We start from the raw sequence: 27,000 nt of genomic DNA, 5'->3' as shown, positions 1-27,000 counted from the left end.
CTTTCATTCCAGCATGGATAACCATGAGACTACGAGTCGCTTGGTCTACGTTCGTTCAGCAATCCTCTTTTTCTGAGTTTTTTCAATAGCATCTACGATCTTCTCGTATCCTGTACATCGGCAGAGATTTCCTGCGACCTGTTTACGGATTTCCTCCCTGGTGGAGGGTTCTTTCCTTGTAATGATAGGGATGGAGGACATGATGAACCCTGGCGTACAGAATCCACATTGGACAGCGCCTTCATCAATGAATGCCTGTTGAATATCGCTGATGGTTCCTTTCACATTGCTCAGGCCTTCCAAAGTCAAGATGTCTTTACCTTCTGCCCAAATTGCTAGGTAGATGCAGGAGTTGAATGGCAGACCGTCAATCAGTACGGTACATGCTCCACACTCACCGACATCGCAACCGTGTTTTACACTGTCCAATCCTGCCTCTCCCCGTAACATATCGGTCAAAGAGGAGCGGATATCGATATAATATTCCCGTTTCTTACCATTGATGGTACACGTAATGAGTTTGTTAGCCATTGATTTTGCCTCCAGCTTTTTCGATAGATGCTACGGTTGCCCGTCGTGCAAGCTCCTTCACCAGATGCAGCCGGAATTCCTTTGCCGCCCGCCAGCTACTCCGGGGAGAGACATCCGAGAGAGCTCCTTCTCCTATAAGATCAAGCAACTCGGTATCCAACGTATGTCCATTGGCACTTTTTTCTGCGGTGAATGACCGAATGGGAGTCGGGGCAGCCACGCCGAATGCTATACGCAACCGTTTGATGCTTTTCTTGTTCTTCGTAAGTTTCACATTCACAGAACATCCCAACGTTGCGATATCCATTGCTTTACGCATAGCATACTTGATGTAGTGCCCATGGGTATCTTCGTAACTATCCTTTGGAATTCGAATGGCGGTAAGGATTTCGTCAGCACGAAGATCCACTTTGCCAGGGCTAAGGTTGAATTCGGCGAAGGGAAGATTTCTCACTCCATCTACGCTGGACAACTCCAATATGGCATCGTAGGCTTTGAGTGTTGAAGCCGAATCGGCACTGGTTACGCCATTACAGATATTACCTCCAATGGTCCCGATATTCCGTATTTGAGGTCCTCCGATTTGATCGACGGCCTCTCCAAGTACCGGGATGTGTTCTTTGATCAGTGGATGGGAAGTAATACCCGAGAAGCTCGTAAGCGGCCTGATGAGCAAGGTTCCGTCATTCTCCATATAGACTCCACGTAATTCGTCGAGTTTGAAGATACTGATGAGATTACAGCCAGCCAGTTTACCTTCGCGGAGTTTAATGAAAATATCGCTTCCACCGGCAAGGACCAAGGCTTCAGGGTGTTCTTTTCTTAGTTTCAGGGCTTCTTCCACAGAACTAGCTTCGTAGAGTGTATTGAAATCGTACATCTTGGTCTCCCTTTAATTGAAAAGTCCCGCCTTCTCGAAGGCAAAAAAGAGTTTTTCTGGATTGAGCGGTATAGAATCGATAGCAACCCCGGTAGCATTGAGAAGCGCATTTCTCAGTGCTGGAGCCACAGGAATGATCGGTGGTTCTCCGAGGGACTTGTTCCCATATGGTCCTGTCGGATCTACTGTTTCGACAAATTCTGCGTGAAGTTCAGGAGTGTCCAAAGCCGTCATAAGTTTATAATCGAGCAGATTGTCATTCAGCATGCGACCCGTCTTTGGATCGAATTTCAGGAATTCGGTAAGACCGTATCCCAACCCCATACTCATTCCGCCATGGACCTGACCTTCGGCTGTCTGTTTGTTGATGATCCGACCAGAATCGTGCACATTTACAATATCCAAGACCTTGATCTGGCACATGGGGATATCGACTTCGATTTCAACGAAACACGTTCCGAACGAATAGGTATTGTCGCTACAATGGTGTGTCTCTTCGGCAGCAATATGGTTTGAGTGAGTCAGACTGTAACAGGCCTCTTCGGCAACCTGGGCAACCGAAATGAGCGGTTTATCCTGGTTTTTATGTACCACCTGATTGTCCTGTATCTCCAAATCCCAAGCATCCTTGTCCAACATGGTACCTGCGAATTCAAGAATTTTCTTTTTCAGGGATTCGGCTGTCTTCTTTACCGCCATACCCGATACGTAAGTCTGCCGGGATGCATATGCACCCGTATCATAGGGCGTTACATCGGTATCCTGTTTGCTAAGGATATGTATTTTGTCCATAGTGAAACCAAGTGTTTCGGCAGCCATCATGCTGAAGACTGTGTCGGCACCTTGTCCAATTTCGGTTGCTCCCATCTGTAGCTGTGCAGAACCATCCTGATTCAGAAGCATGCGACAAGCTGAAGTTTCCAAACTGATAGGATAGACGCCTGTCTTGTAACAGAAAATGCCCATCCCGACACCTTTTCTTATGGGTCCGCTTTGTTTGGCATATTTCTTCCGTTTCTTGGTGTAGTTAAGGTAAGCATCGCCTTTTTCGATACATTCGGACAAACCAGTGGAATGGCAGGTAATGGTGGTGATCGGGTCTACCCATCCCAGCTGCATCATATTCTTCTTCCTGAATTCCAGGGGGTCGAAACCAGCTTTATTCACGATGTCATCCACATGCGCTTCAAGTGCAAATGCGATTTGTGGGATACCGTAAGCACGCATCGCTCCGGCGGTCGGCATATTGGTATATACCGTGTAGGCGTTTCCTTTAATGGCTCCAACGGGATACATCATCCTAAAACCGTTCACCGCATTGGCGACCAAGGCATGGGCGTGGGAAGCATAGGCGCCTTGATTGGAATAGGCATCAATTGAACGTGCTGCGAAGGTCCCGTCTTTACGTACATAGGAAACAATGTGGAATTGCATAGCATGTCGTGTTCGTGTGCAGGCAAAGGTCTCTTCGCGTGTATATTCCAGTTTTACCGGACGACCTCCCACTCGGGTAGTGAGGAAGGCATTCAATGGTTCAGTGAGGGCATCCTGTTTGTTTCCGAAGCCTCCTCCGATATACGGTTTGATGATACGGATATCGCCGTAACCGATTCCTAATGCTTGCGAGCAGATGCGTCGCACGATATGGGGAATCTGGGTGGAACTTACCACGACAATTTTCCCCGCTTCCATGTAGGCGAATGAGAACGCGTTCTCTATATGGCAGTGTGATACGATTGGGGTTTGGTAATCGCCTTCAATTTTTATGAGATCCGGCTCTTCGATCGCTTCTTCAAAATTGCCTACTTCATAGTTCGAGTGGACCACAACATTGTCGGGGCGCTCCTCATGGATAGCCATAGCTCCCGGTTTCATGGCCGACTCAACTGAGAGAATAGGCATGTACTCATCGTACGTTACTTTGATCTTCCTGATTGCTTGCGAAGCTGCTATCTCATTTTCTGCGATAACTGCAGCTACATCGTCTCCATAAAATCGTACTCTCGTATTGAGAAGCTTCCTATCGGCGATATCCTGATGCTTCTTTTCGGTCGACCACGGATGTCCGGCAGTGGGAAAATCGATATCGGGTACATCGAAGCAGGTAACGATATCTATGACACCGGGAACTTTCCATGCTTCTTCAAGATCGAAGGATTTTACCATTCCGTTGGCTATCGTGCTGTGCAGCACTTTGGCTACCAGGGCATGAGGACTGACCAGATCGCCAGTATATTTTGCTTGGCCAGTCACTTTTTCCTTGGCATCCACTCTATTCAAGGATGTTCCGATTATTTGCATTTTCCCCTCCTGTTCGTGGGACGAGACCTGTGGCACGTAGTGTTGGTATGGCACATCGCCGTTAAGCTCTCCAGGTAGTGCCGAAAGGACCACCACCCGTCTCTTTCCATGTTACAACAAAATGCAACAAATTCAAGATTTTTTCGCAGATTCAATGAAATTAACCATCAATCAAACGATAGATTCCTTCGGGAATAGAATCCAAGGAATCACTCGAAAAAATCATCCTCAGTGAGTACGATAGTCCAAGGATCCACCAAGGGGAACCATTCTCTTACCAACATATAGTCATCCAAATCATAGGCGACTACCAAAAGGCTTCGGGTATCTCCCGATACAAGGAACTCTTCAAGAAAAGGCATCTTCTCCAGAGGAATGTTGATACTCTGATAATCGTATAGACTCTCTCCTTGTAATAGTTCCCAACTGAAATCGAGATTCTCCTCCATTTCCGGTGTCAGTAGGTAGAGTTCTACAATCTCGTATCCACATTGGTTTTCGATGTTTAAAATCTCTTGCTCCAATTCATCCACGATTGGCTCATAACGGTCGCCTGCAGTCAGTATGAGATCCAAAGAATCGAAATCGGGATACCATTCACGATAGTAGGCGTTCATCATGGCATCTTGGGCTTGGACATGGAATAGTTGACCATAACGGTAGAGGATAGCCTCTTGAAGATCCGGATGGTCTGCCAGTTGAATCTCTCTAGTCTCGGAGGGGAGTAGCGGCTGTCCTGCAAGAAGGTTCGTGCCAAATTCATCCACCGCCAGCATATCGTTGGTGAAGATATCCAAGTAGGTAATAATGTTTATAGTATCGTTATGAACAGTGAAATGAGTAGGGGTTACCACTGTGGCCAGCCACTCACTCTCATCCATAGGCTCTTCTATGATAAGTACACCCTCAAGATCTTCTTCGATGGGGAAGCCGTCGTCACCTATGAACACAAATACGGTGTTCCAACCCTCATAGGAATCTGTCTTGGTATATTCAGGACCTTCCTGGATTTCGATAGTGACTTCACCTCCAGCTTCATAGGTAATCAGGCCCATAGAAACAGCAGCGCTTCCAATACTCGAATCGAGAGTAAATATGTCAGTACCATCGTATGGTCGAGCATACCCTCCTGGTGGTAGGGATACCGTCTCCCTGTGGCCATACATGCCACGCCAAGGTTCACCAGTAGTCTCCCATGTGATACGTAATGGACTCGATTCTTCAGATATTGGGATGGCATCCTCTATTTGTTCTTCTACCACAGGTTGCTCGGAAACGATGGTGGTACTCTCGATAGAGTCGGTCGAGGTGGTGCAGGAGATAAGGAGCAACACACTTATAAGGACAATCCAGAGGCTTCGGTATCTCATGGACAAGCCCTCCTTTGTCGCCTATAGTGTAGCGCTACTTGAGCAAGAGAGGGTAGTAAAATTTTCAGTAGTCCGTTCGACTATCCAGCCTGATAGCTGCAGACCTAATTCATCGGCAAGTTCAAATGCTCCTACTCCATGGAGATTAAGATCCTCCGGACGGTGTGCATCACTATTCACGATTACAGGTACATCATAATTTGTAGCAAGTTCCCAAAATTGTCGCATAGGATACATCAGTCGCTTGCCCTCGGTCGTATCTATCATAGGTTTTCTACAACCATATCCGTTGATCTCGAGGGGAAGATTCTGACTTGCTGCCGCTTCAAGGATGCTTTTCGAACAACTGATTGCTTCTGCGTCCCACGTAGTATAGAACATACCGAACAAATCTGGATGTACACCGAAGTGGTAGTTTCCAGAAAGGATTCCATTGATATAACGGTCTGTATAGGTATGGAGCCATCGTTTATCAGAGGAAAGTTTCTTTACGAAGGTATCGTTCTTTTCGGGTGTATCCAGATAGTGGACACCAAAGGCCAGATAGTCAGCTCGGTTTCCCTCGTGAAGATGTTCCCTATACCAAGAAACATATCGCGGGTCATGGTCACATTCGAAACCACAGAGGATAGTTATATCCTTCTCTTTCCTTTGCAAAGTCCTGCATTCCTGCACATATACGTCGAGTTGGGAAAAATCCATACGAGAATTTCTCCAACGGTGGTCGGGAACCGGACAGTGTTCGCTGAATCCCAAGAGTGCAAGATTGGCATCTTTGGCCGATTGTATATATGCGGAAAGTTCTCCCGTACCATGGCCACAATACCATGAGTGGGTATGGAGATTTGCCTGTCGTGGTGCAACGTGTGTTGTTATGCTGTTGGTCATGTTCCCAGTATCGCAAATTTAGATGAAAACCACCAGATGTGTTAAAGCAAGACACCCTTCTTGAATACCATGATAGCCCGGTAGTCGTTCAATTCTCCCTTTGTTTTCTTTCCCGATGCTATATCAAGAACGAGCTTCCATAGTTCCTCGGTCGCATCTGCAAAGGACGTTCCATTGAGGATTTTGCCGGCATCGTAGTCGATCCAATTCGGCTTATTATTGGCAAGGGTCGAGTTCGAAGAGACCTTTATCGTAGGCACCATGCTTGCCAAGGGATTGCCTCTACCGGTAGTGAAAAGGATGATTTGTGCTCCCGATGCCAGAAGGTTGGTGATGGAGACGTTGTCGTTTCCTGGTCCCTCCAGTAGATTGATTCCAGGTTTTTCTCCCTGTTGTCCATAGGTAAGGGTATCGGTGATGGGTGATGATCCACTTTTTTGGATGTTCCCCAATGATTTCTCCTCCAATGTTGAGATACCTCCTGCTTTATTGCCGGGTGAGGGATTCTCATAGATTGGCATGTTGCAGTCCAAATAATAGTGCTTGAACGAGTTTATCAACGAAACGATCCTATCGAAGGTCTGCCTACTATCGGCTCGGTCCATAAGATACTGTTCCGCTCCAAACATTTCCGGTACTTCGGTAAGGATACCGATTCCACCATGATCTACTAGACGATCGGATACATGACCGCACAGGGGGTTCGCGGTAAGACCCGAGAATGCATCGGACCCGCCACATTTCAAGCCGACTATCAACTCGGAAGCGGGGACTTCAGAACGCTGGTCATCCTTCATCTCCTGAAGTAGATCTTCAATAAGGGCTAAGCCGGCTTCGATCTCATCGCCAACGATCTCTTGGGTGACCATGGTCTTTAACCTTCTGTTATCATAAGAGCCCAAGACGGGTAAGAAGTGGTCAAGATCGTTGTTCTCGCATCCCAAGCTAACCAACAGCACACCACCGGCATTTGGATGTTGGACAATGCCTTTGAGTATCTGTTGGCTAATTTCGGCATCATCTCCCATTTGAGAACACCCTGTATTGTGAGGAAGGGATAAAATACCATCACAGCAATCGCCGAAGCGGGCAGTGGCAGCTTTAGCTAAGGCATCGGTAGTATGGTTGACGCACGATACCGTTGGAATGATCCATATCTCATTGCGGGTTCCTACCAATCCAGTATCGCGACGGTACCCCATAAATGAATCAAGAGTACTTCTATTGCCCGCGAATTCATTTTTGGAGGGATTGTATGCATAGTCAAGCAGACCTTCCAACTTGGTTTTGAGGTTATGTGTATGGACCCACGAACCTTGTTGGATATGTTGGGTAGCAGCTCCGATGGGTGAACCATATTTTATGACATCGGAGCGGGGAGCTATATCCGTAAGGGCGAACTTGTGGGCTTTCGGAATAGGTTCAGTCAGCGCAAATTCCGTTCCCTCCCATCTGATTTCCGTTCCAGTGGGTAAGTCTGCCAAAGCTACCAGGACCGTATCTGAAGGGTTAACTTTCATGTACTTTCTTTCCATTTTCAGCTCCATTAGGTTGTCTTGGCCCCTATTGTAACCTAACTTGAAGGGGAGGCAAATACGTACATATGCTTTTCTTCCAACTACTCAAGACCTATTCTTAAAGAGGGGAGCGTCTCCAGTTTATAAGAAAAACATAAATGAAATATCTTCTCTTCATTTCAGGACACACGGAAGGTATTGCTTTCTTATGAAAAACTTTCACTTCGTTTAACGTTGAAACAGGACCAGCTGCACTGGTCCTGTTTGATTCGGGAGGGATATTCCCTTCAAAAGGATAAATCTACAGTAAGCCGATCTCACGGTAATAGCGGGCAGCTCCTTCATGAATGGGGAGACCTGCGAGATCCTGGACAGCCTCTGCCGGGTTGACCTTCTTCAGGGGAGCCTGGGTCTCTTTCAACTCATCGAAGTTTTCCCAGAAGGTTTTGGTTAGATCGTAGATGACATCATCATCGACTCTGGCATCGGTACAGATAGTGATCTTGATAGCGGAGGTAAGGACATCATCGTCCTGCCCTGGGTAAGTCCCTGCCGGAATCGTATAAGCACCGTACCAAGGGTACTGGCTCTTGAGTTTTTCGATAAGACTCTCTTCGATATTCACCAACTTTCCACCAGCTGTGGAGAGCATTTCGGTAACAGCCGCATTGGGGATACCAGCCATGATCCAAGCTCCGTCAAGTTGCTTGTTGCGCATGAGGTCGATTGCTTCGGTAAAACCGACATACTGGACACGCAAGGCATCGGGATAGTTGATTCCACTGGTCTTCAGATGGATCGCTGTCTCGACTTCCGTGGTGGATCCGGGAGCACCGGAGGCAAATCGCTTTCCTTCCAAATCAGAGAGGGAGTTGATGCCGCTGTTTTCGGTAACCACCACCTGGTTTGGGTTGGAGTACAGTCCGATCATAACACGAAGATTGGGGTTTGCACGTCCTTCGAATGAACCGATTCCATTGAATGATTCATACATGATGGAGGTTACGGCTACTCCGAGCTGGGCTTCGCCATCAGCTAGCATGTTGAGGTTTGCGATTCCACCTGCACTCGCTTGAGCACTGGCACGAACGTTGGGCAATTTGGTATTCCACAGATTGCTCATGGCTGACCCGAGAGGATAAACGGCTCCTGTCGTCGCTGCGGTAGGAAAGTTGATTACCGTCTTTTCGACTTGGGCACTTGTTTCCTGCCCTCCGGCAGCAAATACCATTGATGGCACCAGTAGTGCCACAAGTACGATCATCACACTGATTCTTTTCATATTTTTTCTCCTATAAGTGATCTTTTTTGCATGAATTGTATGACTGTGATCGAACCGAATACTGCCAAAGCGATAAGGTCGGTGATCATCTTCGTCTCTATGAACAACAAACCCGAGACGATAAGTAGAATTTTTTCTATGGTGTGAAGCTTTCGGAATAGATATCCCTGTAATCCGGCAGATAGGGCGATTACCCCAATACTCGATGTTGCGATAGCCCGGAGAGTAAGCATGAGCGGTATGTCTGCAACGGTACCGAGGAGCAATATCGGGTTATCCAGGAAGAAGAAGGGGAGGACAAAACCGGTAAGGCCGAGTTTCACAGCGATGAGACTGGTTTTAGTCTGGTCTGAATTGGCTATTCCACTAGCTACGTAACTACTCATGGCGACTGGTGGGGTGATATTCGATAGACATGCATAGATCAGGCAGAACATATGTGCTGCCATAGGGATAGCCCCTGCCTGTATCAGTACTGGTACAGAGACAGTGGATACGATAACATAGGCGGCTACTCCGGGAACCCCCATTCCAAGGACTATGCTCATAATCATGACCATGAGTCCTCCAAGATAGAGCTGCCCCTCTCCTACGATTCTCAGGACGATATACCCAAAGCTCAAGCCAAGACCGGTGAGGGATACGGTTCCGATGATAACTCCGATGATTGCGCAGCTCATGCCAACGGTGATAGCGGATCGGGAGCCCTCGACGGTAGCCTTTATGATGGTAGACCATGTCATGCGGGTCTCTTTACGGAGCCACGATGCTGCGACTGTGGCGAAAATAGATACCACTGCGGCGAATAGCGGAGTGTAGCCAAGGCTGAGCATCACAAGGAGCACAACGAGTGGAATCATGAGGTGGCCCTGTTTCTTGAGCACCTCCAGGGCTTGGGGAATATTTTCCTTGCTCAATCCTGAAAGGCCTAATCTCTTGGCTTCGAAGTGGACAGCGAAGAGGAGGGTAAGATAATAGAGGAATGCCGGTATGCAGGCTGCGAGCAATACGGTGGTATAGCTGACTCCCATGAATTCGGCCATGACAAAGCCAACAGCTCCCATGATAGGGGGAGCGAATTGTCCACCGGTGGAAGCCACCGCCTCGACTGCAGCTGCGAATTCTTTCTTATAGCCGGTCTTTTTCATCATAGGGATGGTAATGGTCCCAGTTGTAGCGACATTGGCGATTGCAGATCCATTGATCATTCCCAACAATGCACTCGCAAGGACGGCTACCTTGGCGGGACCTCCGGCACTTCTTCCCACCATGGTCAGTGCGATATCGTTGATAAATTGGCTGAATCCACTGTATTTCAGATACGATCCGAACAGTACGAAAAGGAAGATATAGGTTGCACTTACGCCGATTCCTACGCCGAAGATTCCTTGGCTCCCCCAGATCATATGGTTAAGAACACGTTTGAGACTGAATCCAACGTGTCCGAGTTCTCCTGGGATGAGCATGCCGAGGAAATTGTAGAGGAGGAAAACAAGACCCAAGACGGCCAAGTTCTTGCTTGCCCGGCGGCCACCTTCAAATAGGAGAACAAGTGTGATACCGGCTACAATGAGGTCTCCCGTCAACAGGTAGCCTCCACGCTTGGCTATTTCGGTGTAATTCTTTAAAAGGTATGCGAAGACGAACATGGTGGTTGCCAAAAGGGCGATATCCCAGATGGGGGGTAGTGCTCTCTTTCGTTTTTCCTTTGTGAAGGTGGGGAAGAGAAGGAAGGTGAACCCGAGGAGGAAGAAGAGGTGCCAGGTTCGCAGTGACATGGCATCAACCATTCCCAATGTATTCGCATAGACTTGGAATGTTGCCCAGACCAAAAATAGAATGGTTATCGTTTGTCCTAATGGTCCAGTATAGATCCGCAATTTGCTATCGGCTTCTTTTTCACCTAAGAGTTCTTGTGCTTTGAGTTCTTCTTCTGTTAGTGAGACAGGCGTTTGTTGTTCCATGCATATTCCCCAAAATTACCTCCCAATCTATTGGTAGTTTACGGTTTTGTCAATTTGGATATGCAGAATTTTGTATATTAATAGGAAGAGTATGCAAAAGTGTCTTTATCTCCAGTGCTTGATGAGCGAGTGATGATATCGAGGTCTTTTGCAGGGAAAGGCCTTTCCCTACGCTCCTATCGTCTATATCGCCACCTTATCCCTTGCTCCCATACTGTTTGCAAGTCGGTGGCGGACGATGCGGTGCTACCTATTCATAGGAATTGTATTGCAAATAACTGGTTAACATGATATGTTAATCATATTGTACAAGGAAGGGCGATGGAGATCATTTTCAGTACGAAGAAACTACAGAGGCAATGCAGTGTTCACCGTGAAATGAATAAAGCTTTCGGAGAGAGACTGGGAAAAAAACTAGGACAGAGACTCATGGAAATAAGAGCTGCTGGTTCTCTTGAAGATCTTTCACATCTACCACCGACTAGATGTCACGAATTGGAAAATAGAAAGGGTGTCTTTTCTGTGGACGTCGAACACCCGTATCGATTGCTTTTTAAACCAGCACATGTCCCTATGCCAATGAAGCAAGATGGAGGTATTGATCGTCAGTCTGTGACTGAAATAGAAGTCCTGGCAATTGAAGATACCCACGATAAGAAAAATCAAAGAAGAGGCTCGAGATGAGTAAGAAGAAAAATAGAAACCAAACCTTCGGTTATGACCCGGATTATGCAATAGCACCAGGCGAAACGTTACGTGAAGTACTTGATGGATTGTCGATGACACAAAAGGAACTTGCCGCAAGGACAGGTCTTACGGAACAGACAATCGTTCGTATTATGAAAGGGCTTCAACCGATAACATTTGAAACGGCAATCAAGCTTGAAATGGTTACTGGTGTTCCTGCACGAATGTGGAACAATCTGGAAATGCAATATCGCGAACAATTGAGTAAGATCATACAATCAAGAGAGTTGGAACAAAGCAAAGAATGGTTGAAGAGTATTCCGATTCTTGAGTTGAAAGCACGAGGGGTCTTACCTGATGTTTCTGATACTGCAAGTATTGCTCGAGAGGCATTGAGGTTCTATGGTGTCTCGAATGTTGATGCTTGGCACGATGTTTGGACAAATCCAGAAGTAGCTGCCAGGCGTTCTGATTGCTTTGAAACACACATTGGGGCTGCTTCCGCATGGCTTCGCCTAGGTGAAATCGAAGCCCGTAAGATTGTATGTGAACCTTTCAACAAAGATCTATTCAAACAAGTCTTGCATGAAATCCGAAGAATGACGGTCTTGGCACCAGAGCAATTTCTTGACCAATTGAGAGACGCATGTGCGCGGGCAGGGGTTGCCTTATCCTTGGTGAGGGAGTTTAAAAAAGTTCCCTGGAATGGTGCTTCAAAATGGCTTTCGCAGGATAAAGTGATGATATTGTTGAACCTGCGAGGAAAAGGTGAGGACATATTCTGGTTTTCCTTTTACCATGAGGCGTACCATGTATTATTTGGAGAAAAGAAACGACTTTATATCGCTGGAAAGAATTCTACCGATAGTGAAGAACAAAAGGCCGATCGTTTTGCAGCGAATACATTGATTCCAAAGAAATTTGATGCGGTAATTGCACATATCACAACTCGTCAAGAAATCATTGATCTAGCACAAGATCTTGCAATCAGTCCAGGTATAGTGGCTGGAAGATATCGACATCTCACAGGGAATTGGTCATATTTCAAAGATCTGACAAGAACTTTCACTTGGGAATGACCTTTCTGCAACCCATAAGATTTTATACCGGGTACTTGCATCATTAATTATTAGATAAAAATAGGTCCTGTATAACAGGAATTATGCTATGCTTACCTACACAAGAGAGAAATCACTATGGATGAAATACAAGAGCTGACCGATCGGATCCTTGCATTCCGTGAGGCACGGGACTGGAAACAATTCCACACTTATAAAGATGTTGCTATTTCCTTGGTTTTGGAGGCTACGGAATTGTTGGAGCACTTCCAGTGGAAAAGTACCCAGGAGGTACTCGATCACATGGAAGGACAAAAGCGGGAGATAGGAGAGGAGCTAGCCGATATCCTCTATTGGGTACTCCTTCTAAGTCATGATCTTGATATCGATATCAAAACTGCATTTCTGGCGAAGATGGAAAAGAATGCTAGAAAATATCCGGTGGAGAAGGCGAGAGGAACACATAAAAAAATATACCGAACTCTATGAAAAATAGTTTTGGATAGTGAATAGGAGTTGTCCTTGTTGGTATACCAGGGCGAAAAAAGTCAATTTCTCGACGATGTCCTCAATGGTTTTATCGATGATAAGATTGAGCAACAAATGCGTACCATGTTACATCGTTCTGTGGGTGCCAGTGAGAAGCGTTCATGGCAGCACTCCATGATGTACATGTCCCAGGTTTTGCACGATGACGGGATTCCCCAAGATGCGGGAGTCGCAATCGAGTTCACCATTCCCCAGAGTTCCAAGAGAGTCGATTTCATCATCTCTGGATTGGATGATGAGCAAAGACATCATGCGGTTATCGTGGAGCTGAAGCAATGGAGCGAGGTCTTTCCGATAGAAAACATTGATCAACTTCTCGCAGTAAGTTCTCCCGATTTATCCCATGAAGTCATAACCAAATTCCAAGGCCGTCCACATACCACGGTGCATCCATCCTACCAAGCCTATAGCTATAAGACACTCATTAGTGATTTCAACGCGAATGTCCAGGATATTCCTATACACCTCTCTCCATGCGCCTACTTACATAATTATGAAAACTCTGATGAACAAGATCCCCTATTCTTGCCCCATTTCAAGGAATTTATTGACCAGGCTCCCGTCTTCTGCCGGGGAGATGCCCGGAAGCTTCAGCAGTTCATAAAACAATTTATCCGCAAGGGTGATCGTAAACAGACCCTTGTCTATATAGAGAATGGCGATATCCGTCCATCGAAAAGTCTACAGGATGCATTGCTTTCTATGATACAAGGGAAACGAGAATTCCTGCTCATAGATGAACAAGAGGTGGTATTCCAAAGAATCATTTCCCTCGCCAAGCTGTGCACAAAAGATTTTAGGAAGCGGGTAGCTATAATCTCAGGTGGTCCAGGAACCGGTAAGACTGTAGTCGCTATCAATTTGCTAGTCAGGTTGCTCCAAGAAAAACAATACTGTGCCTATGTTACCAAAAATAGCGCTCCTCGTAATGTTTTCGAAGCAAAGCTTTCTGAAGGAGCGATGAAAAAACGGTATATCGGCAACCTGTTCAAGGGCTCCGGAGCCTTCATTGGTGCCCAAGAGAATGTATTTGGTGCTTTACTTGTCGATGAAGCTCATCGTTTGAACAAACAAGGTCGCCAAGGTCCGGTAGTTCGGGGAGAAGATCAAGTCATGGAGATAATTCAAGCTGCCCGTCTCTCGGTATTTTTCATCGATGAAGATCAGAAGGTCACCTCATTCGACTATGGTAGCAGAGAAACTATCCGAAAGTGGGCAAAAGTTCTTGGAGCCGAGGTTATTGAAGATGAGTTGGTGAGCCAATTCCGCTGCAATGGTTCTAATGGGTATCTCGCATGGCTCGATAATACCTTGCAAATTCGCGATACAGCCAATACTACGTTGCAAGGGATCGATTACGACTTCCGTGTGTTGGACAGTCCCCATGAATTGGAACTACTCATTCGTGAAAAGAATAATATTGATGGTAAAGCCCGCTTGGTAGCTGGCTATTGTTGGGAATGGGTAACCAAAAAGAATCCCGACAAGGGCACTGATATAGAAATCGATGGTTTTGCCATGCCATGGAATCTTAGTGGTGACCGTACCTATGCAATTTCCACTGGATCCATCGATCAGGTCGGATGTATCCATACTACCCAAGGATTGGAATTCAGTTATGTAGGGGTGATTATAGGTGCAGATCTTCGGTACCAAGAGGGTACCGTGATTACCGATTTCACCAAACGAGCTAAGTCGGATAAGTCGCTTACCGGGCTCATCGGTCCGGCAAGAAAAGGCGATAGTGAAGCTCTCTCAGAGATTGATACAATCATACGTAATACCTACCGTACTCTCATGACTAGAGGCATGAAAGGCTGCTATGTGTACTGTGTCGACCCTGCATTGGCAGGATATCTGAAATCTGCTATCAGCCGGTGATGTAGTCGTACAAATCTGCTGAAATTGGGGAGTGCTTTACTGTATGTTCCCAGGTCAAATTACCATACATGATTAATTAAACCATACCTGCTATGAGAATATTCTTTACGCATGATTTGGCCTGCTGTATGCTTGTGTACATGAATTGGGAAAAAGAAGCTCGTTTTGCAGCTTTCAGATATCTCTCTGATCTTGCGATGTACAATTCGGTTTTTTCTGGTAAGTTTCTTGCTGAAGGTTTCGAGTGGCATGGAAGACGGATAACACTTAAAGGCCAGACAGGAATCTGGACTCCCAAGGGTTTTGAGTGTCCGATTTCTATTACATCTAGAACCAATGGGCCATATAATCTTGATGGTATCGGCAAAGATGGTACCATTACGTATGCATACAGGGGTACCGATCCTAATCAGCGAGATAATCGGAATATGAGGCGGGCACTCGAAACAAGAACTCCCCTTATATTTTTTAAAGAAGTTCTCAATCATCACTATCAAGCAATATGGCCGGTGCTCATTATTGAAGATTATCCGGATAAACTTTTTGTTAAAGCCGTAATAGAACCTGCTTATAATAATCTCCAACCAGATACCTCATGGGAAGATTTTCAAGTCTCATCAGCAGATGTAAGACGATATGCAATGGTGGAGACTCGTCATCGTCTTCATCAAAGTGCATTTCGTGAATTAGTACTTCATGCCTATAGCGAACGTTGCACCATGTGTAACCTCCACCATCCAAACCTACTCGATGCTGCACATATTATTCCCGACTCGGATGAAGACGGTGTACCTGAGATTACAAATGGACTTTCACTTTGTAAGATACATCATGCTGCCTTTGATCATAACATTCTTGGAATAGATCCTGACTATACAGTTCATGTACGAGAGGATATCTTGTCTGAAAGTGACGGTCCGATGCTACAATATGGGCTTAAGGCGTTGGATAGCAAAAAAATCATTCTCCCGAGACGAAGGGCCGATTGGCCTGATCGTAATTTCTTGGAACGAAAGTACCAGCAATTCATGGGCTGAGAGAATTATCTTTTACCATAAGCTGTCTACGCTAGATATGTTGCCAATGTATCCACAATAGGAATATCTGCTGCAGCCCAGTCGACAGAATAGAGGTCCTGCGAAGTTAGCCATCTACAATCGATATGTTCCCCGATTTTTAGGTCTCCATCGATTACAGTGCACAGGTATGCGTCCATAGTGAGACTGAATGAATCATATTGGTGCTCCACGGTCATCAGGTGTTTTTCTACTTCAATGGTTGCTGAAAGTTCTTCCATGATTTCCCGGACAATAGCTTCTTCCCCGGTTTCTCCAGATTCGAGTTTGCCTCCAGGGAATTCCCATTTAAGCGCAAGCTCACCCGAATCTTTACGTTGTGCTGCGAAGACTTTTTCATTTTCAATGAAGATTGCTGCGGCAACGTGGATATGTTTCATGTTGTAAAGGCCTCTTGGGTTCATATCGTAACAGCTTGGATGGAACCGGTCCAGGACAAGTTATCGATTATGAATATATATCTCTCAGCATCCGATACTACACGGGAGCTAAGAAAAGCCTCGAACAATGGAAAAATGAACTATAGTGCTTGAATTTTAATACAAGAATCCAAACAACCAAAGAGGAATGGTTTTGCCAAGTCCATGCTCGATGTTGTCAGCTGCGATAAAGGCATCATTGAGCCCATGAAGCTGTTTCCGTGTTTTGTTCTTGCCGCCTACTTCAATTGTAAACGTGTTGTTGATGAAAAAGTCACTTTGTTGTGAGTATCGTACGGTAGCTACTTTCGAAAGGTGGTTGATCATAAAGGTTTCACGTTGGGACTCGATAGGTGGGTTAGTTGTTCCCAATACATGCATAAGGTTTGTGTTATCCAGATAAATTTTATCTGGTTTCTGTAATAATCCGATTCCGCGAGTTTCCCGGTAGAGAAGATGAATGAGGTTTGCCTGCTCCAAATACGCGAGATAGGTGATGAATGTTTGTCGATTGATTCCAATACGTTCACTAAGTTTCGTTACGTTCGGAACAAAAGGTGCCGATTCTGCTATGATGGCCAATAGTTGCTTCAACTTGGGAATATATGAAGGTTCAACATTACGTAACATGGGTAATTCCTGCTCCATTATCATGAGAACCGTTTCCCCAAGTCGTTGGGGGTAATCTATCACTCCTTCACGATAGTATGGGTAGTAGCCATACTGCAGATATTTATTGAAATATACAAATGGTTTTATTTGAGATACGATCGTCTGGGTGATTCTCATATGATCTTGAAATATATCCATCAATGAATAACTCGGAGACACAAAGCCAGTTTCAAACTGTAGGAATTCCCTGAAAGATAATCCTGGCAACTCGTAAATCAATGCACGTCGACTGAGGTCTGAGCGGGCTTTGATAATTTCCAACAATGACGATCCGGTGAAGACCACATGGATTGAGGGATACTCGTCATAGATGTTTTTTATCTCAATAGACCAGTCGGGGTACTTGTGTACTTCATCCAAAAATAGATGTGTTCCCCCTTGCTTTGCAAAATGATCCACAAGATCGATAAGTCTATTATTACTGAACCAGATATTACCCAAACTTACATAGAGAGCCTTGGATATAGCTTTCTTGAACATCTTGTTGATATGCTGTAAGTGTAGCGTGGTTTTGCCACATCCTCTTGCACCTTTGATTCCTATGAGCCGGGTATCCCAAGAAATTGTGGTTTCCAAATTTCTTATGAATGCCATATCTACGTTATGTAAACGACGTTGATAATATTCAAATAGTTAATCCATATTGGTTTATAAAATCAGATTGGTTAATTTGTGCAGTGCAATCACCAGTTTTTGATAAAAATTGTACACTCTAGCCACCAAAATATGATGTTCGATCGTACATCAACTTATCCTTAGGTGCAAAAACCACCGTTCTTTCATGCCCGTCTTTATAAATACGAGTAGATAAAATTCTGAGACCGCCTGTTAAATCCTTGTATTTGGATTACCGACGGTCTCATACTTGTAACATTTTCGCGATGCAGCGAACTTGGCTAACTGAATTGCGAATCAGTGTACGTGACCGTGGCTCAGCTCTTCTTCGGTAGCCTTACGGACATCTTCGATCTGGACATCGAAATGAAGTGTCTGTCCGGCAAGCGGGTGGTTGGCATCAAGAGTCACATTGTCATCATCAACATCCTTGATAGTCAAAATCTGGACTTGGCCGTCCTGACTTTGGGCTTGGACCTGCATGCCTGTTTTAATATCAAGGCCTTCCTGAAACTGGCTTTTGGAAACTGTGATCATCTGACTTTCATCATATTCGCCGTAAGCATCCTTAGGCTCTACGGTTACCGATAACTTGTCTCCCTTCTCCTTGCCATGAAGTTCTTTTTCCAGTCCTGGAATAATCATTCCTGCACCGACAATGAATCTCAGTACGTCGCGATTTTCCGATGTATCGAGAACTGTTCCCTGGTCGTCTTTCAGTGTGTAGTTCATACTTACCACATGTTTGTCAGAAATCTGCATAATAATAGCCACCTCAAAAAAATAGATCACAATCAATTAGTCCAATCATGGAATCGGGGCAGACAGTGATACCACTATCATAGTTTGATTCCAAATAAACAACCTTTTATAGAATTCATCATGTATGGATTAATATTGGAGATAAAAGACTGCGTTTTTGAAAACTAATAAAAAATCCAGTAAACGGAAAGGGGAGTTCCCCCATTTTTACTCCAAGTAGCATTTTATGAAGTCATATGGCAGCAAGCATCTCTTTTATTATGGATTGAAAGAATTCCTTATTCCATACATCCAGTACTCTTGGGTTGGGAATGAACGAAACTACATCATTTTTTACATTATCGTAATCAAGAACAGCGAATCTCTGTTAGAGCATCAAGTAAAGCTTTTTACTTGGTCGCCAATCGGAATCCAGCACTCCTAATTTCATGGACTCGTTCCGGAATCATGTGATGATAGGCAAGAGCCGTCTCGAAGGAAATATAACTGGGATTATTAATCAGGGAAGCTGCGGGTAGTCGAGGATCCTCGGGTGATGTGGCTAATACTCATCTAAAGATTGGAATGATCTGGCCTTTCTTGCATACCATTCATTTTGGAGATGCATATGAACGCAATTCATACATAATAAGTTCACGAGTTTTTAACACAGTTGGAGATAACAAGCCGAAATTTAGTAGATGAGAGGTGGAGTAATACATTCCATCACATCAGATTGCCATTACTGAATGCATCGGTATCCGTTTTTGGTACAGTTTTTGGTATTTTCCTGTTCATGAGCTTAGACGTGCGACTTGGGATATGTCACTGAAAACAACAAAACTCCCTGCAGCGCAAGGAGTTCTTGTATTGGGCCCAGAAGGACTTGAACCTTCGACCCACGGATTATGAGTCCGATGCTCTAACCAACTGAGCTATAGGCCCGACTTTGGTGATAATAAGGAGAATCCCGAAGACTGTCAACATTCCACGGCTATCAAGAACCAGAGAATTTTCAATAGGGGAATTCTTCACCTCTGAGAAGGACATCAGGGAACCCAAGGCTGCTGAGAATCTTAAGGCTTGCATCCTTTTCATCTTCCGGTATCCAGCGGATCGAGAGACGTAACAAGCGTTCATCAATGATTTCCACTGCCGGTTTGAATCCAAGATCGTGCAACTTGGAGTACAATTCGTATACCCGCCGGGTATTGGAAAAAGCACCGAGTTGGATTTTGTACCAACCGGTATCTCCAGGTCGATTGTATTGCGATTCAGGAACCTTCGGCTCGTAGACAATCTCCAAGGTTACCGGAGAAATACCCCGCTCATACATCTGTATCACGCGAGCTGCGGCCGGAGTAAGATCGATGATCCTCCCATCCACATAGGGACCGCGGTCGTTGATGCGGACATCGACTTGGAGTCCAGTACTCTTATCATGTACCCGTACTACTGTTCCGAAAGGGAGACTCTTATGGGCGGCACTGAGTGCATTAGGATCAAAACGTTCCCCGTTTGCTGTGAGCGGGCCATCGGGATCGCTTGTATACCAGGATGCAATGCCCTCCTCATACCATGGAGAAACTCCCGATTCAGCAGACGGAAGTAGTGCCAGCGTACAAAGACCATATATAAGCACAAGTACAACCAATCGAAAGGTTTTCATATGATGATTATAATCACGGATAGACAAAATAGCAAAGATTCGATGGAGTAATAGGGAAAAATCGGCTGTCAGTCTTGATACCTTCATAGCGTCCCCGCTATAATCGGCTCCATGAGCAAGCAACCAGTATCTTTACATTGGGCGGATATATACGCCGACAAAATAGTTCGAGAGAAGGGTCCCAAGGACCACTATACCTGTGCATCGGGAATAACTCCCAGCGGTACAGTCCATATCGGAAACTTCCGCGAGATCATCTCCGTGGAACTCATTGTCCGTGCACTACGGGACAAAGGCCACAACGTACGGTTCATCTATTCCTGGGATGATTACGATGTATTTAGAAAAGTTCCCAAGAATATGCCTGATCCGGATTTGTTAAAGACATTCCTCAGGAAACCTATCACCTTGGTACCCGATACCACTGGACAGTACGACAACTACGCAGAAGCGAATGAGAAGGCAGTCGAGAAGCTGCTTCCCGTTGTCGGGATAGAGCCGGAGTACCTCTACCAGGCTAAGCGGTATCGCAGTTCCCTCTATGCCGAGGGTATGCGTACAGCAATGGAGAAACGGGATCAGATAAAGGCTATCCTGGACCAATATCGGACCACACCTCTTCCCGACGATTGGTATCCTATCTCGGTTTTCAGCAACTTCACCGGCAAGGATACCACCACCATCACAGGATGGGATGGCCAGTGGGGAGTCACCTACCGTGATGATGAGACCGGTGAGAGTGAAACCATCGATCTCCGCACTACCAGTGCCGCCAAACTTCCGTGGCGTATCGACTGGCCTATGCGTTGGGCATATGAAGATGTCGATTTCGAGCCCGCAGGTAAGGACCACCATAGTGAGGGAGGTTCTTTCGATACCTCCAAACATGTGGTCCAAGTATTCGGAAGTACTCCTCCAGTCTCATTTCAGTATGACTTTATCAGCATTAAAGGTCGTGGGGGAAAGATCTCCTCGTCATCCGGTGAGGTTGTGAGCCTTCCCGATGTGCTAGAGGTCTATACACCTGAAGTGACCCGCTATCTCTTTGTCGGAACCCGTCCAAATACCGAGTTTGCCATCTCCTTCGATCTTGACGTACTCAAGATTTATGAGGACTACGATACTTGCGAGCGTATCTATTTCGGATTACAAGAGGTGAACGAGAAACGAAAGGCGAAAGAGAAGAGGATCTACGAACTTTCGCAAGTGAAGGAGATTCCCAGTGAGGTCTCCTACCAAATACCATTCAGACACCTTTGTAACCTTCTGCAGATTAATAGCGGTGATGCGGATGCTGTGATTGCGAGTCTTCCCGATGTCACCCCAGGACAGGTGGAACGCTTGCGACAGCGTTGTGTTTGTGCTTGGAATTGGATCAGTGAATTCAGCCCTGAGGAGTTCCGCTGGGTCTTGCGTGGAAAAGACGATCCGCTGATGGATCTCGATGAAAACCAGGCGAAGGCGATTGGTGAACTCCATGGTGCAGTCCAGCATTTGAACGATTTCGATGAGAAGCAACTTAGCGAAGAGATCTACGCAATTGCCAAGAGATGCGATATCGCAGCTCCCGAACTATTTAAGACCTCCTATGGAGTTCTGATCGGCAAGGAACGCGGACCCAAACTTGCGGGTTTCATAAAAACCTGCGGCAAGGAGAAGGTCCTTCCCATATTGGAGCGCTATCTGTAGATGAATTGATTGTGGGATTCATACTCTCATGCAAAGAGCCCTCCGGTGTAAGGAGGGCTTTCGCTTACCCTGATAGCGAGGGGGTGGCTACGCATCGTCCGACGCCGACTTGTGGACAGAATGGGAACAAGAACAGAGGCGACGATAAGACGACAGGAGCCTAGGGGGAGACTTCCCCCTCAAGGATTGCTATCTCAGGATACGATCGAGCACAATACTATTCTTACGCCACTTGGGTTGTGCCTTCACCCTAAGATCAAGATGTACCTGCATACCGGGAAATAGCTTTTTGACCTCCTTGAAAGCGCCTTGGCGGATCTTTTTAATACCCGAACCACCATGACCTACCACGATTCCCTTTTGCGTCTCCCGTTCAACGATAATGAAAGCACGGATCCAGATCGAAGCGGACTCCTCAGAATATTCCAGATCGGCAACCTCCACATAGATTGCGTGGGGCAGCTCCTCGGTCACCAAGGCAATTGCCTTTTCGCGGATAATCTCGGAAATCCTGAACTCGATGGGTTGGTCGGTATAGGTCTCCTCTGGATAGAGCAATTCACCTTCAGGAGCTAACTTGAACAACGCTATCAACACCTCATCCACACCCGTATCATCCTTTGCTGAAAGCTCTAGGACCGGTGTTTCTCCGCTGAAATGTTCAGCAATATACTTACGCATTTCAGCGATCTCGGCATCTTTGGCTATATCCTTCTTATTAATAGCAATAACAACGGGAACTTTTGCAGCAAGTACCAATCTAACGATAGCCTGTTCTTCTGCACCGGCAGGTCTTTTCGGATCCACCATATAGAGGATCGCGTCCGAATCTCCCAAAGCTGACCGGGTTGTCTCCTGCAGACGCAAGTTCATAGTCTGTTCACTCGTATGATAACCGGGAGTATCGGTGAAGATCAGCTGCCCCCTCTGATCGGTAAAGATAGCCCTAATCGCATTTCTTGTTGTTTGCGGGGTAGATGCGGTAATGGACACCTTGCGTTCGCAGATCGTGTTCACCAATGTCGATTTTCCTGAGGATGGACGGCCTATTATGGCAACTGTGGCACATTTCATAGCGCAACTATAATCTACCCTGCCTAAAGTAGCAACTCTTCCCCAGTCGTATAGAAAGTAACGTATCCCGAAGGCCGCAGAGTCTTTTCATTTACCGATTTGTTCCGTATACTTTGGGAATCCGGGATTCCGGACGATGTGGAGAGAATAATGGCAGATACCGATAAGAATGAGAAGAAAGAGAATGGCGCAGATGTAGTTTCGGACAAGTTTTTACAGACACGTTCGATCATGCTCTCTGGTGAAATCGACAAGGAGAGCGCCGAGAAGGTGGTAAAACAACTGTTGATCCTGGAAGCTGAGAGTGACGAACCTATTAAGATATTCATAAACTCTCCAGGTGGAGATGTGGATGCCGGATTCGCAATCTACGATATGGCCAAATTCGTGAAGAATGAGGTCTATATGATCGGTATGGGCCTGATTGCCAGTGCAGCTACCTTGGTCCTGCTCGCTGTTCCCGCAGAGCGTCGTTTGGGACTTCCCAATTCCAGCTACCTGATCCACCAGCCTATGAGTAGGATGGAGGGGGTAGCCACCGATATAGAGATCTATACAAAACAATTGGAGCGCACGCGTGATCGGCTGAATGCCATAGTTGCAGCCCAGACAGGGCAACCGATAGAAGTGGTGAAACGGGATACCGATAGGGATTATTGGCTCGATGCCCAAGAAGCCATTTCCTACGGACTTATAAGCCGGGTAGTGGAGAATAGAAGCGAAATCTGAGGAACTCCCTCCCAGAGCCGATACCCCGGTAAGGGTGCCCTTGAGGTGGGATGCTAACGATGGTCCTGACAAAATATTTATCTGAAGCCGAAAAACGGATAGGCCAGAACAGACTGTACCACTCCGAAGTGTGGAATGGCCTGGGCTTCAGTATGTTGGGAGATACCATCGTCTATATCCTGGCTGTCCAATTCGGAGCCGGTAATATTGCCCTCGGGTATATCGCATCAGCCATGTATATCGTCGGAATAATCCTCCCGGTGATGTCACGCATATTCAAAGACAAGAATGTCGTGAAAATACAGACTATCACTTGGGTATTGCGCGGCTTGGTGTGCGTGCTCTATCTCCCCCTCCTGTGGATCGAAGGGTCTCCTGCCGTCGCACTGCTACTCATAGTCTATACCCTGTTCTGTCTATTCAGATTGTTGGGCGTTGTCCTCTATGATTATACCTTCAAAAATATCACCAGCAACCGGACCCGAGGGCGGGTAATCGGCAATACCAATGTGGCATTCCAATCCTCTACGATAGTCGCGAAATTTCTGAACTTCGTTGTAACCTCTTTGGAACGCCTCGGCGGAGTAGTCGGTCTGGTTGCACTGCAGATGATCGGTGTAATAGCGAATACCATAGCATCGCACCACCTGAGCAAGATCCCCTGTAGGACTAATATTGAATACCGTAAAGGTCGGACCATTTTCGTTATCTTCAAGGAGGCTATGGGGGAACGTATCTCACGAGTACGTCTGTTGGTCTATTGGACTTATATGATGGTGACGGTTGTCTTAGGTATGAGTGTCGCTTTTCTCACCAAGGAGGTCGGGCTACGGTCGAATATCATCTTCCTCTATACCATCGGGGTAAGCCTTGCGGTCGTCCTTTCGGGAAGCTTCACTAAATTCTTCAGCGATCGCTTAGGTTCCCGCCCACTGATAATCGCCAACGGTTTTGCCCTGGTGGCAAGTTTGATCGGGTGGATCATCGTTCCTGTAGGAGCAGCGATGTACTGGTATTTCATCTTGGGATTTCTGAGCAACTTTTTCCTTGGTGTGATCAGTATCCTCATACGACGCCTGTTGGCAGGTGTGATACCCGATGATGAGGGAGTCGGATTCAATTCCATGGTCAACTTTGTCATTGCGATTCTTGCCTTGTTCAGTGGTCTGGCAGGAGGCGCCCTTGCGACAGAGGGGACCCGCCTAGCTCATACCGTTACTATAGGGGCACTCCATTTTGGAAATGCCTATATCCTCACCTTCACCCTTGCCCTTAGCCTCTCGATCCTTGGATTGGTATTTTCAGCCTCATTGAGTGAGAAGGGAAGTTATTCCACCAAAGCTGCAGCCCAGATTATGTTCTCGTTACACGGAATACGGGCATTTATTGATATGGATCGTCTGGGGAAGGCCACCGACCCCATTAAACGGAAATCGATACTCCTTAGTTTAGGAACCAATCTGACAGGTGTGGCGACCAGCGAAATACGGAGAACGCTCGCCTCTCCATTTTCGAATGATAAGGCAGAGGTGATTCGTGGCCTGTTCGACCGGCCCCGATTGGCATTGGTTGATGATCTGATCCGAGATGCCTTCGATACCGATTCATATACGCAGGAAGAGGCAATCTATGCCCTTGGAGCTTATGTACACAATGAGAAGGCCGAGCGGGCTCTGATCTATTTGTTGGAACATGGTTCAGTCCTCAATCGTTCCATAGCTGCGAAATCGCTTGCCAGGGTGACCCGTGATTCTCGCTACCTCTCACGAGTAGAATCGATCAGTGATCTCTCAACCACCATTGCAGAGGAGCTGAACTTCCTGATTGCCCGCGATATCATGGATAAGGAGGGAGTTTTCTTTGAAGAACTCTTCTTGGCTGCGAAAAAGGGAAGGAGTGATACCTTCCGCCAAACACGGTATGCGGTGCTAGCCCAATTTCTAAAGTTCTCCCCGTCGCTCTCCGACCTCTATGAACAGAAAAACCTTGGAGCTGACGATTACCTTTCCGAATTCTTGGAGGAGGCCCGCGATGTAGTGGAGATAGACCAGCAGCGAGGTGCAATATCCAGTGCGTTCGAGCACCGCGAATGGTCCCGAATCTGGGCAATCTGTTTCTCTATGACCCGCAATCTCACCTTCCGTGACTCACGTTTGCGACATCTGTATCAGGCAATTTTGGAATCTCAAAGCATGCCACGAGCCCAGACAGATGGAGATGATGCCCTTGCAGTACTCTATTTTTCGTATCAACTGAAAAAGAATATGCAGTAGAATCGACTCTGTCGCGGTATATGGAGTAGATACCCTTAGGAGGTGATACCCTATGCCCAGACTTTCTTCTCCGCGGAATACCGCTATGGTGAGTGCAGTTTGTACACTTATGTTGGTTTGCTGCCTGTGTAGTTGTGGTTGTGAACTGGCTGGAAACCCATCCGATTCCGATGGTCTCACGATTGTCACTTATAATGTTCAAAACCTCTTCGATACTTTGGTTAGTGGAAGTGAATATCCCGAATATACCCCTGAACAGGGCTGGTCTGCTCAAGCCTATGCCCGTCGTTTGGAACAGACTGGACGAGCAATTACCCAAGGCCATGGCGGGGTTCCCGACATCCTTGCCTTACAGGAGATAGAACATGTGGGGGTTCTGGAAGATCTTTTGGAAGGTCCGCTTAAATCTCGTGGTTATCAGTGGTATGCGGTTACTGCCGATAGTGGATCAGCTATCCAGACAGCAGTGGCGAGCCGTTTCCCTATTGTGGAGGCTCGCGTCCATCGGGGAGCATCCACCCGTTCAGCATTGGAAGTGAAGATAGATGTCGGTTCTGAGCGGATTGTACTTTTTGCGCTCCATGCTAAGTCCCGTAGAGAAGGGGTAGAGGAGACCGAGCCTCTTAGGATAGATCTGGCGAACCTGATCAATGACCGTGTAAAAGAATTAATGAAGGAGAATCCCCTGCTTCCTGTGGTCATAGCTGGGGATTTCAACGAAAGTGCCGATGCCTATTTCCGTGAAGATGAAGTTTTTCAAACGGCATTGGTTCCCGTCCAGGCAGCCGATTCACAATCATACAAGCGTTTGGGGTCCTTTATCGTCGGAGGCTCCACTCCTACCGAGGGTGGATGGTATACATGGTGGCTGGACTCCTCACAGACATTGATGAATACGGTCGAAGGATCCTATTGGTACGGGGGAGTCTGGGAGAGTTTCGATCAGATCCTGCTCTCTCCCGCATTTTTCGATTCCTATGGATTGGAATTTTCGCGGGGCTATGTGGGAACGAACTCCCAATTATTGGATGACGATGGACATCCGGATCGTTGGAATGTCCAAAAGAAGTGTGGGATTTCAGACCACCTGCCTGTAGCAGTAACGCTGGCGGGCAGGTAAGTCAAAGTTTATACG

Annotated in this window: 22 protein-coding genes and 1 tRNA gene; 9 read left to right on the top strand and 14 right to left on the bottom strand. The window is 46.4% G+C overall.

Annotated features, from left to right (window positions below; genetic code table 11):
* Nucleotides 1-45: 45 nt before the first annotated feature.
* The 8 genes from xdhC to ACODJP_RS03740 form a co-directional block, all read right to left on the bottom strand.
* Nucleotides 46-531 carry a xanthine dehydrogenase subunit XdhC gene (gene xdhC / locus ACODJP_RS03775; RefSeq protein ID WP_422478614.1) on the bottom strand — a complete coding sequence of 162 codons (486 nt, stop codon included), beginning with the start codon at nt 529-531 and terminating at the stop codon, nt 46-48.
* The gene (gene xdhB, locus ACODJP_RS03770) at nt 524-1,411 is read right to left on the bottom strand and encodes a xanthine dehydrogenase subunit XdhB (protein ID WP_422478612.1); all 888 of its coding nucleotides are present in this window, start codon (nt 1,409-1,411) and stop codon (nt 524-526) included. Before xdhB ends, xdhC begins: the two co-directional genes overlap by 8 nt.
* Nucleotides 1,412-1,423: 12 nt before the next feature.
* On the bottom strand, nt 1,424-3,712 hold the full coding sequence (gene xdhA, locus ACODJP_RS03765) for a xanthine dehydrogenase subunit XdhA (protein WP_422478610.1): 2,289 nt from the start codon (nt 3,710-3,712) through the stop codon (nt 1,424-1,426).
* Nucleotides 3,713-3,921: 209 nt separating this feature from the next.
* Entirely contained in the window at nt 3,922-5,082 is a 1,161-nt protein-coding gene (locus tag ACODJP_RS03760) for an LCCL domain-containing protein (protein ID WP_422478608.1), read from the bottom strand.
* A 21-nt stretch (nt 5,083-5,103) separates the two neighbouring features.
* Nucleotides 5,104-5,970, bottom strand: coding sequence for a histidinol-phosphatase (locus tag ACODJP_RS03755; RefSeq protein WP_422478606.1), 867 nt, complete (start codon nt 5,968-5,970; stop codon nt 5,104-5,106).
* Nucleotides 5,971-6,011: 41 nt separating this feature from the next.
* Nucleotides 6,012-7,505, bottom strand: a complete 1,494-nt coding sequence (locus ACODJP_RS03750) for a UxaA family hydrolase (RefSeq protein ID WP_422478605.1) — start codon at nt 7,503-7,505, stop codon at nt 6,012-6,014.
* A gap of 283 nt (nt 7,506-7,788) precedes the next feature.
* Nucleotides 7,789-8,769 carry a TAXI family TRAP transporter solute-binding subunit gene (locus tag ACODJP_RS03745; RefSeq protein WP_422478603.1) on the bottom strand — a complete coding sequence of 327 codons (981 nt, stop codon included), beginning with the start codon at nt 8,767-8,769 and terminating at the stop codon, nt 7,789-7,791.
* Entirely contained in the window at nt 8,766-10,733 is a 1,968-nt protein-coding gene (locus ACODJP_RS03740) for a TRAP transporter permease (protein ID WP_422478601.1), read from the bottom strand. The genes ACODJP_RS03745 and ACODJP_RS03740 overlap by 4 nt, the downstream gene beginning before the upstream one ends.
* A gap of 321 nt (nt 10,734-11,054) precedes the next feature.
* On the opposite strand from ACODJP_RS03740, the gene ACODJP_RS03735 reads away from it, so the two are divergent.
* The 5 genes from ACODJP_RS03735 (at nt 11,055) to ACODJP_RS03715 (ending at nt 15,945) form a co-directional block, all read left to right on the top strand.
* Nucleotides 11,055-11,417: a type II toxin-antitoxin system RelE/ParE family toxin gene (locus ACODJP_RS03735; RefSeq protein WP_422478599.1), complete on the top strand. Its 363-nt coding sequence runs from the start codon at nt 11,055-11,057 to the stop codon at nt 11,415-11,417.
* Nucleotides 11,414-12,499 carry a helix-turn-helix domain-containing protein gene (locus ACODJP_RS03730; RefSeq protein WP_422478597.1) on the top strand — a complete coding sequence of 362 codons (1,086 nt, stop codon included), beginning with the start codon at nt 11,414-11,416 and terminating at the stop codon, nt 12,497-12,499. Before ACODJP_RS03735 ends, ACODJP_RS03730 begins: the two co-directional genes overlap by 4 nt.
* Before the next feature lie 117 nt (nt 12,500-12,616).
* On the top strand, nt 12,617-12,967 hold the full coding sequence (locus ACODJP_RS03725; protein WP_422478595.1) for a nucleotide pyrophosphohydrolase: 351 nt from the start codon (nt 12,617-12,619) through the stop codon (nt 12,965-12,967).
* A 33-nt stretch (nt 12,968-13,000) separates the two neighbouring features.
* Nucleotides 13,001-14,908, top strand: coding sequence for a DNA/RNA helicase domain-containing protein (locus tag ACODJP_RS03720; protein WP_422478593.1), 1,908 nt, complete (start codon nt 13,001-13,003; stop codon nt 14,906-14,908).
* A 140-nt stretch (nt 14,909-15,048) separates the two neighbouring features.
* Nucleotides 15,049-15,945: an HNH endonuclease gene (locus ACODJP_RS03715; RefSeq protein WP_422478591.1), complete on the top strand. Its 897-nt coding sequence runs from the start codon at nt 15,049-15,051 to the stop codon at nt 15,943-15,945.
* A gap of 26 nt (nt 15,946-15,971) precedes the next feature.
* Here ACODJP_RS03715 and ACODJP_RS03710 read toward each other — a convergent pair whose 3' ends face one another.
* From ACODJP_RS03710 to ACODJP_RS03690, 5 genes are all read right to left on the bottom strand, one after another.
* The gene (locus ACODJP_RS03710) at nt 15,972-16,364 is read right to left on the bottom strand and encodes a (deoxy)nucleoside triphosphate pyrophosphohydrolase (protein WP_422478589.1); all 393 of its coding nucleotides are present in this window, start codon (nt 16,362-16,364) and stop codon (nt 15,972-15,974) included.
* Between the two features lie 156 nt (nt 16,365-16,520).
* Nucleotides 16,521-17,669, bottom strand: coding sequence for an ATP-binding protein (locus ACODJP_RS03705; RefSeq protein ID WP_422478587.1), 1,149 nt, complete (start codon nt 17,667-17,669; stop codon nt 16,521-16,523).
* Between the two features lie 318 nt (nt 17,670-17,987).
* A complete protein-coding gene (locus ACODJP_RS03700) occupies nt 17,988-18,452 on the bottom strand; it encodes an FKBP-type peptidyl-prolyl cis-trans isomerase (protein ID WP_422478585.1) in 465 nt (154 codons plus the stop codon).
* A gap of 850 nt (nt 18,453-19,302) precedes the next feature.
* Nucleotides 19,303-19,376 (bottom strand) — tRNA-Ile (locus tag ACODJP_RS03695).
* A 70-nt stretch (nt 19,377-19,446) separates the two neighbouring features.
* Entirely contained in the window at nt 19,447-20,100 is a 654-nt protein-coding gene (locus ACODJP_RS03690) for a septal ring lytic transglycosylase RlpA family protein (RefSeq protein WP_422478583.1), read from the bottom strand.
* 111 nt (nt 20,101-20,211) lie between these two features.
* On the opposite strand from ACODJP_RS03690, the gene lysS reads away from it, so the two are divergent.
* A complete protein-coding gene (gene lysS, locus ACODJP_RS03685; RefSeq protein WP_422478581.1) occupies nt 20,212-21,789 on the top strand; it encodes a lysine--tRNA ligase in 1,578 nt (525 codons plus the stop codon).
* Between the two features lie 189 nt (nt 21,790-21,978).
* Here the strand turns inward: lysS and era are convergent, their stop codons facing one another.
* Nucleotides 21,979-22,863 (bottom strand): GTPase Era, encoded by an 885-nt coding sequence (gene era / locus ACODJP_RS03680; protein ID WP_422478579.1) that lies wholly within the window; start codon nt 22,861-22,863, stop codon nt 21,979-21,981.
* 150 nt (nt 22,864-23,013) lie between these two features.
* Between era and ACODJP_RS03675 the strand changes: the two genes are divergently transcribed.
* The 3 genes from ACODJP_RS03675 to ACODJP_RS03665 are packed head-to-tail and all read left to right on the top strand — an operon-like array spanning nt 23,014 to nt 26,985.
* Nucleotides 23,014-23,592 (top strand): ATP-dependent Clp protease proteolytic subunit, encoded by a 579-nt coding sequence (locus ACODJP_RS03675; protein WP_422478577.1) that lies wholly within the window; start codon nt 23,014-23,016, stop codon nt 23,590-23,592.
* A gap of 59 nt (nt 23,593-23,651) precedes the next feature.
* Nucleotides 23,652-25,865: an MFS transporter gene (locus ACODJP_RS03670; RefSeq protein WP_422478575.1), complete on the top strand. Its 2,214-nt coding sequence runs from the start codon at nt 23,652-23,654 to the stop codon at nt 25,863-25,865.
* A 52-nt stretch (nt 25,866-25,917) separates the two neighbouring features.
* Nucleotides 25,918-26,985 carry an endonuclease/exonuclease/phosphatase family protein gene (locus ACODJP_RS03665; protein WP_422478573.1) on the top strand — a complete coding sequence of 356 codons (1,068 nt, stop codon included), beginning with the start codon at nt 25,918-25,920 and terminating at the stop codon, nt 26,983-26,985.
* The last annotated feature ends 15 nt before the right edge of the window (nt 26,986-27,000 follow it).

It is taken from the genome of Pleomorphochaeta sp. DL1XJH-081, from assembly GCF_049310885.1.
Taxonomy (GTDB): Bacteria; Spirochaetota; Spirochaetia; order Sphaerochaetales; family Sphaerochaetaceae; genus CAYZJV01.
Note: the sequence above shows the minus strand (reverse complement) of the source record. Positions and strands in the feature narration are given on the sequence as shown.

Coding starts and splice junctions, on each gene's coding strand:
- xdhC (WP_422478614.1), bottom strand. CDS start 531: ATGGCTAACAAACTCATTACGTGTACCATCAATGGTAAGAAACGGGAA.
- ACODJP_RS03735 (WP_422478599.1), top strand. CDS start 11,055: ATGGAGATCATTTTCAGTACGAAGAAACTACAGAGGCAATGCAGTGTT.
- ACODJP_RS03745 (WP_422478603.1), bottom strand. CDS start 8,769: ATGAAAAGAATCAGTGTGATGATCGTACTTGTGGCACTACTGGTGCCA.
- ACODJP_RS03670 (WP_422478575.1), top strand. CDS start 23,652: ATGGTCCTGACAAAATATTTATCTGAAGCCGAAAAACGGATAGGCCAG.
- ACODJP_RS03675 (WP_422478577.1), top strand. CDS start 23,014: ATGGCAGATACCGATAAGAATGAGAAGAAAGAGAATGGCGCAGATGTA.
- ACODJP_RS03690 (WP_422478583.1), bottom strand. CDS start 20,100: ATGAAAACCTTTCGATTGGTTGTACTTGTGCTTATATATGGTCTTTGT.
- ACODJP_RS03740 (WP_422478601.1), bottom strand. CDS start 10,733: ATGGAACAACAAACGCCTGTCTCACTAACAGAAGAAGAACTCAAAGCA.
- xdhB (WP_422478612.1), bottom strand. CDS start 1,411: ATGTACGATTTCAATACACTCTACGAAGCTAGTTCTGTGGAAGAAGCC.
- ACODJP_RS03755 (WP_422478606.1), bottom strand. CDS start 5,970: ATGACCAACAGCATAACAACACACGTTGCACCACGACAGGCAAATCTC.
- ACODJP_RS03725 (WP_422478595.1), top strand. CDS start 12,617: ATGGATGAAATACAAGAGCTGACCGATCGGATCCTTGCATTCCGTGAG.
- era (WP_422478579.1), bottom strand. CDS start 22,863: ATGAAATGTGCCACAGTTGCCATAATAGGCCGTCCATCCTCAGGAAAA.
- xdhA (WP_422478610.1), bottom strand. CDS start 3,712: ATGCAAATAATCGGAACATCCTTGAATAGAGTGGATGCCAAGGAAAAA.
- ACODJP_RS03705 (WP_422478587.1), bottom strand. CDS start 17,669: ATGGCATTCATAAGAAATTTGGAAACCACAATTTCTTGGGATACCCGG.
- ACODJP_RS03730 (WP_422478597.1), top strand. CDS start 11,414: ATGAGTAAGAAGAAAAATAGAAACCAAACCTTCGGTTATGACCCGGAT.
- ACODJP_RS03750 (WP_422478605.1), bottom strand. CDS start 7,505: ATGGAAAGAAAGTACATGAAAGTTAACCCTTCAGATACGGTCCTGGTA.
- ACODJP_RS03760 (WP_422478608.1), bottom strand. CDS start 5,082: ATGAGATACCGAAGCCTCTGGATTGTCCTTATAAGTGTGTTGCTCCTT.
- lysS (WP_422478581.1), top strand. CDS start 20,212: ATGAGCAAGCAACCAGTATCTTTACATTGGGCGGATATATACGCCGAC.
- ACODJP_RS03710 (WP_422478589.1), bottom strand. CDS start 16,364: ATGAAACATATCCACGTTGCCGCAGCAATCTTCATTGAAAATGAAAAA.
- ACODJP_RS03700 (WP_422478585.1), bottom strand. CDS start 18,452: ATGCAGATTTCTGACAAACATGTGGTAAGTATGAACTACACACTGAAA.
- ACODJP_RS03665 (WP_422478573.1), top strand. CDS start 25,918: ATGCCCAGACTTTCTTCTCCGCGGAATACCGCTATGGTGAGTGCAGTT.
- ACODJP_RS03715 (WP_422478591.1), top strand. CDS start 15,049: ATGAATTGGGAAAAAGAAGCTCGTTTTGCAGCTTTCAGATATCTCTCT.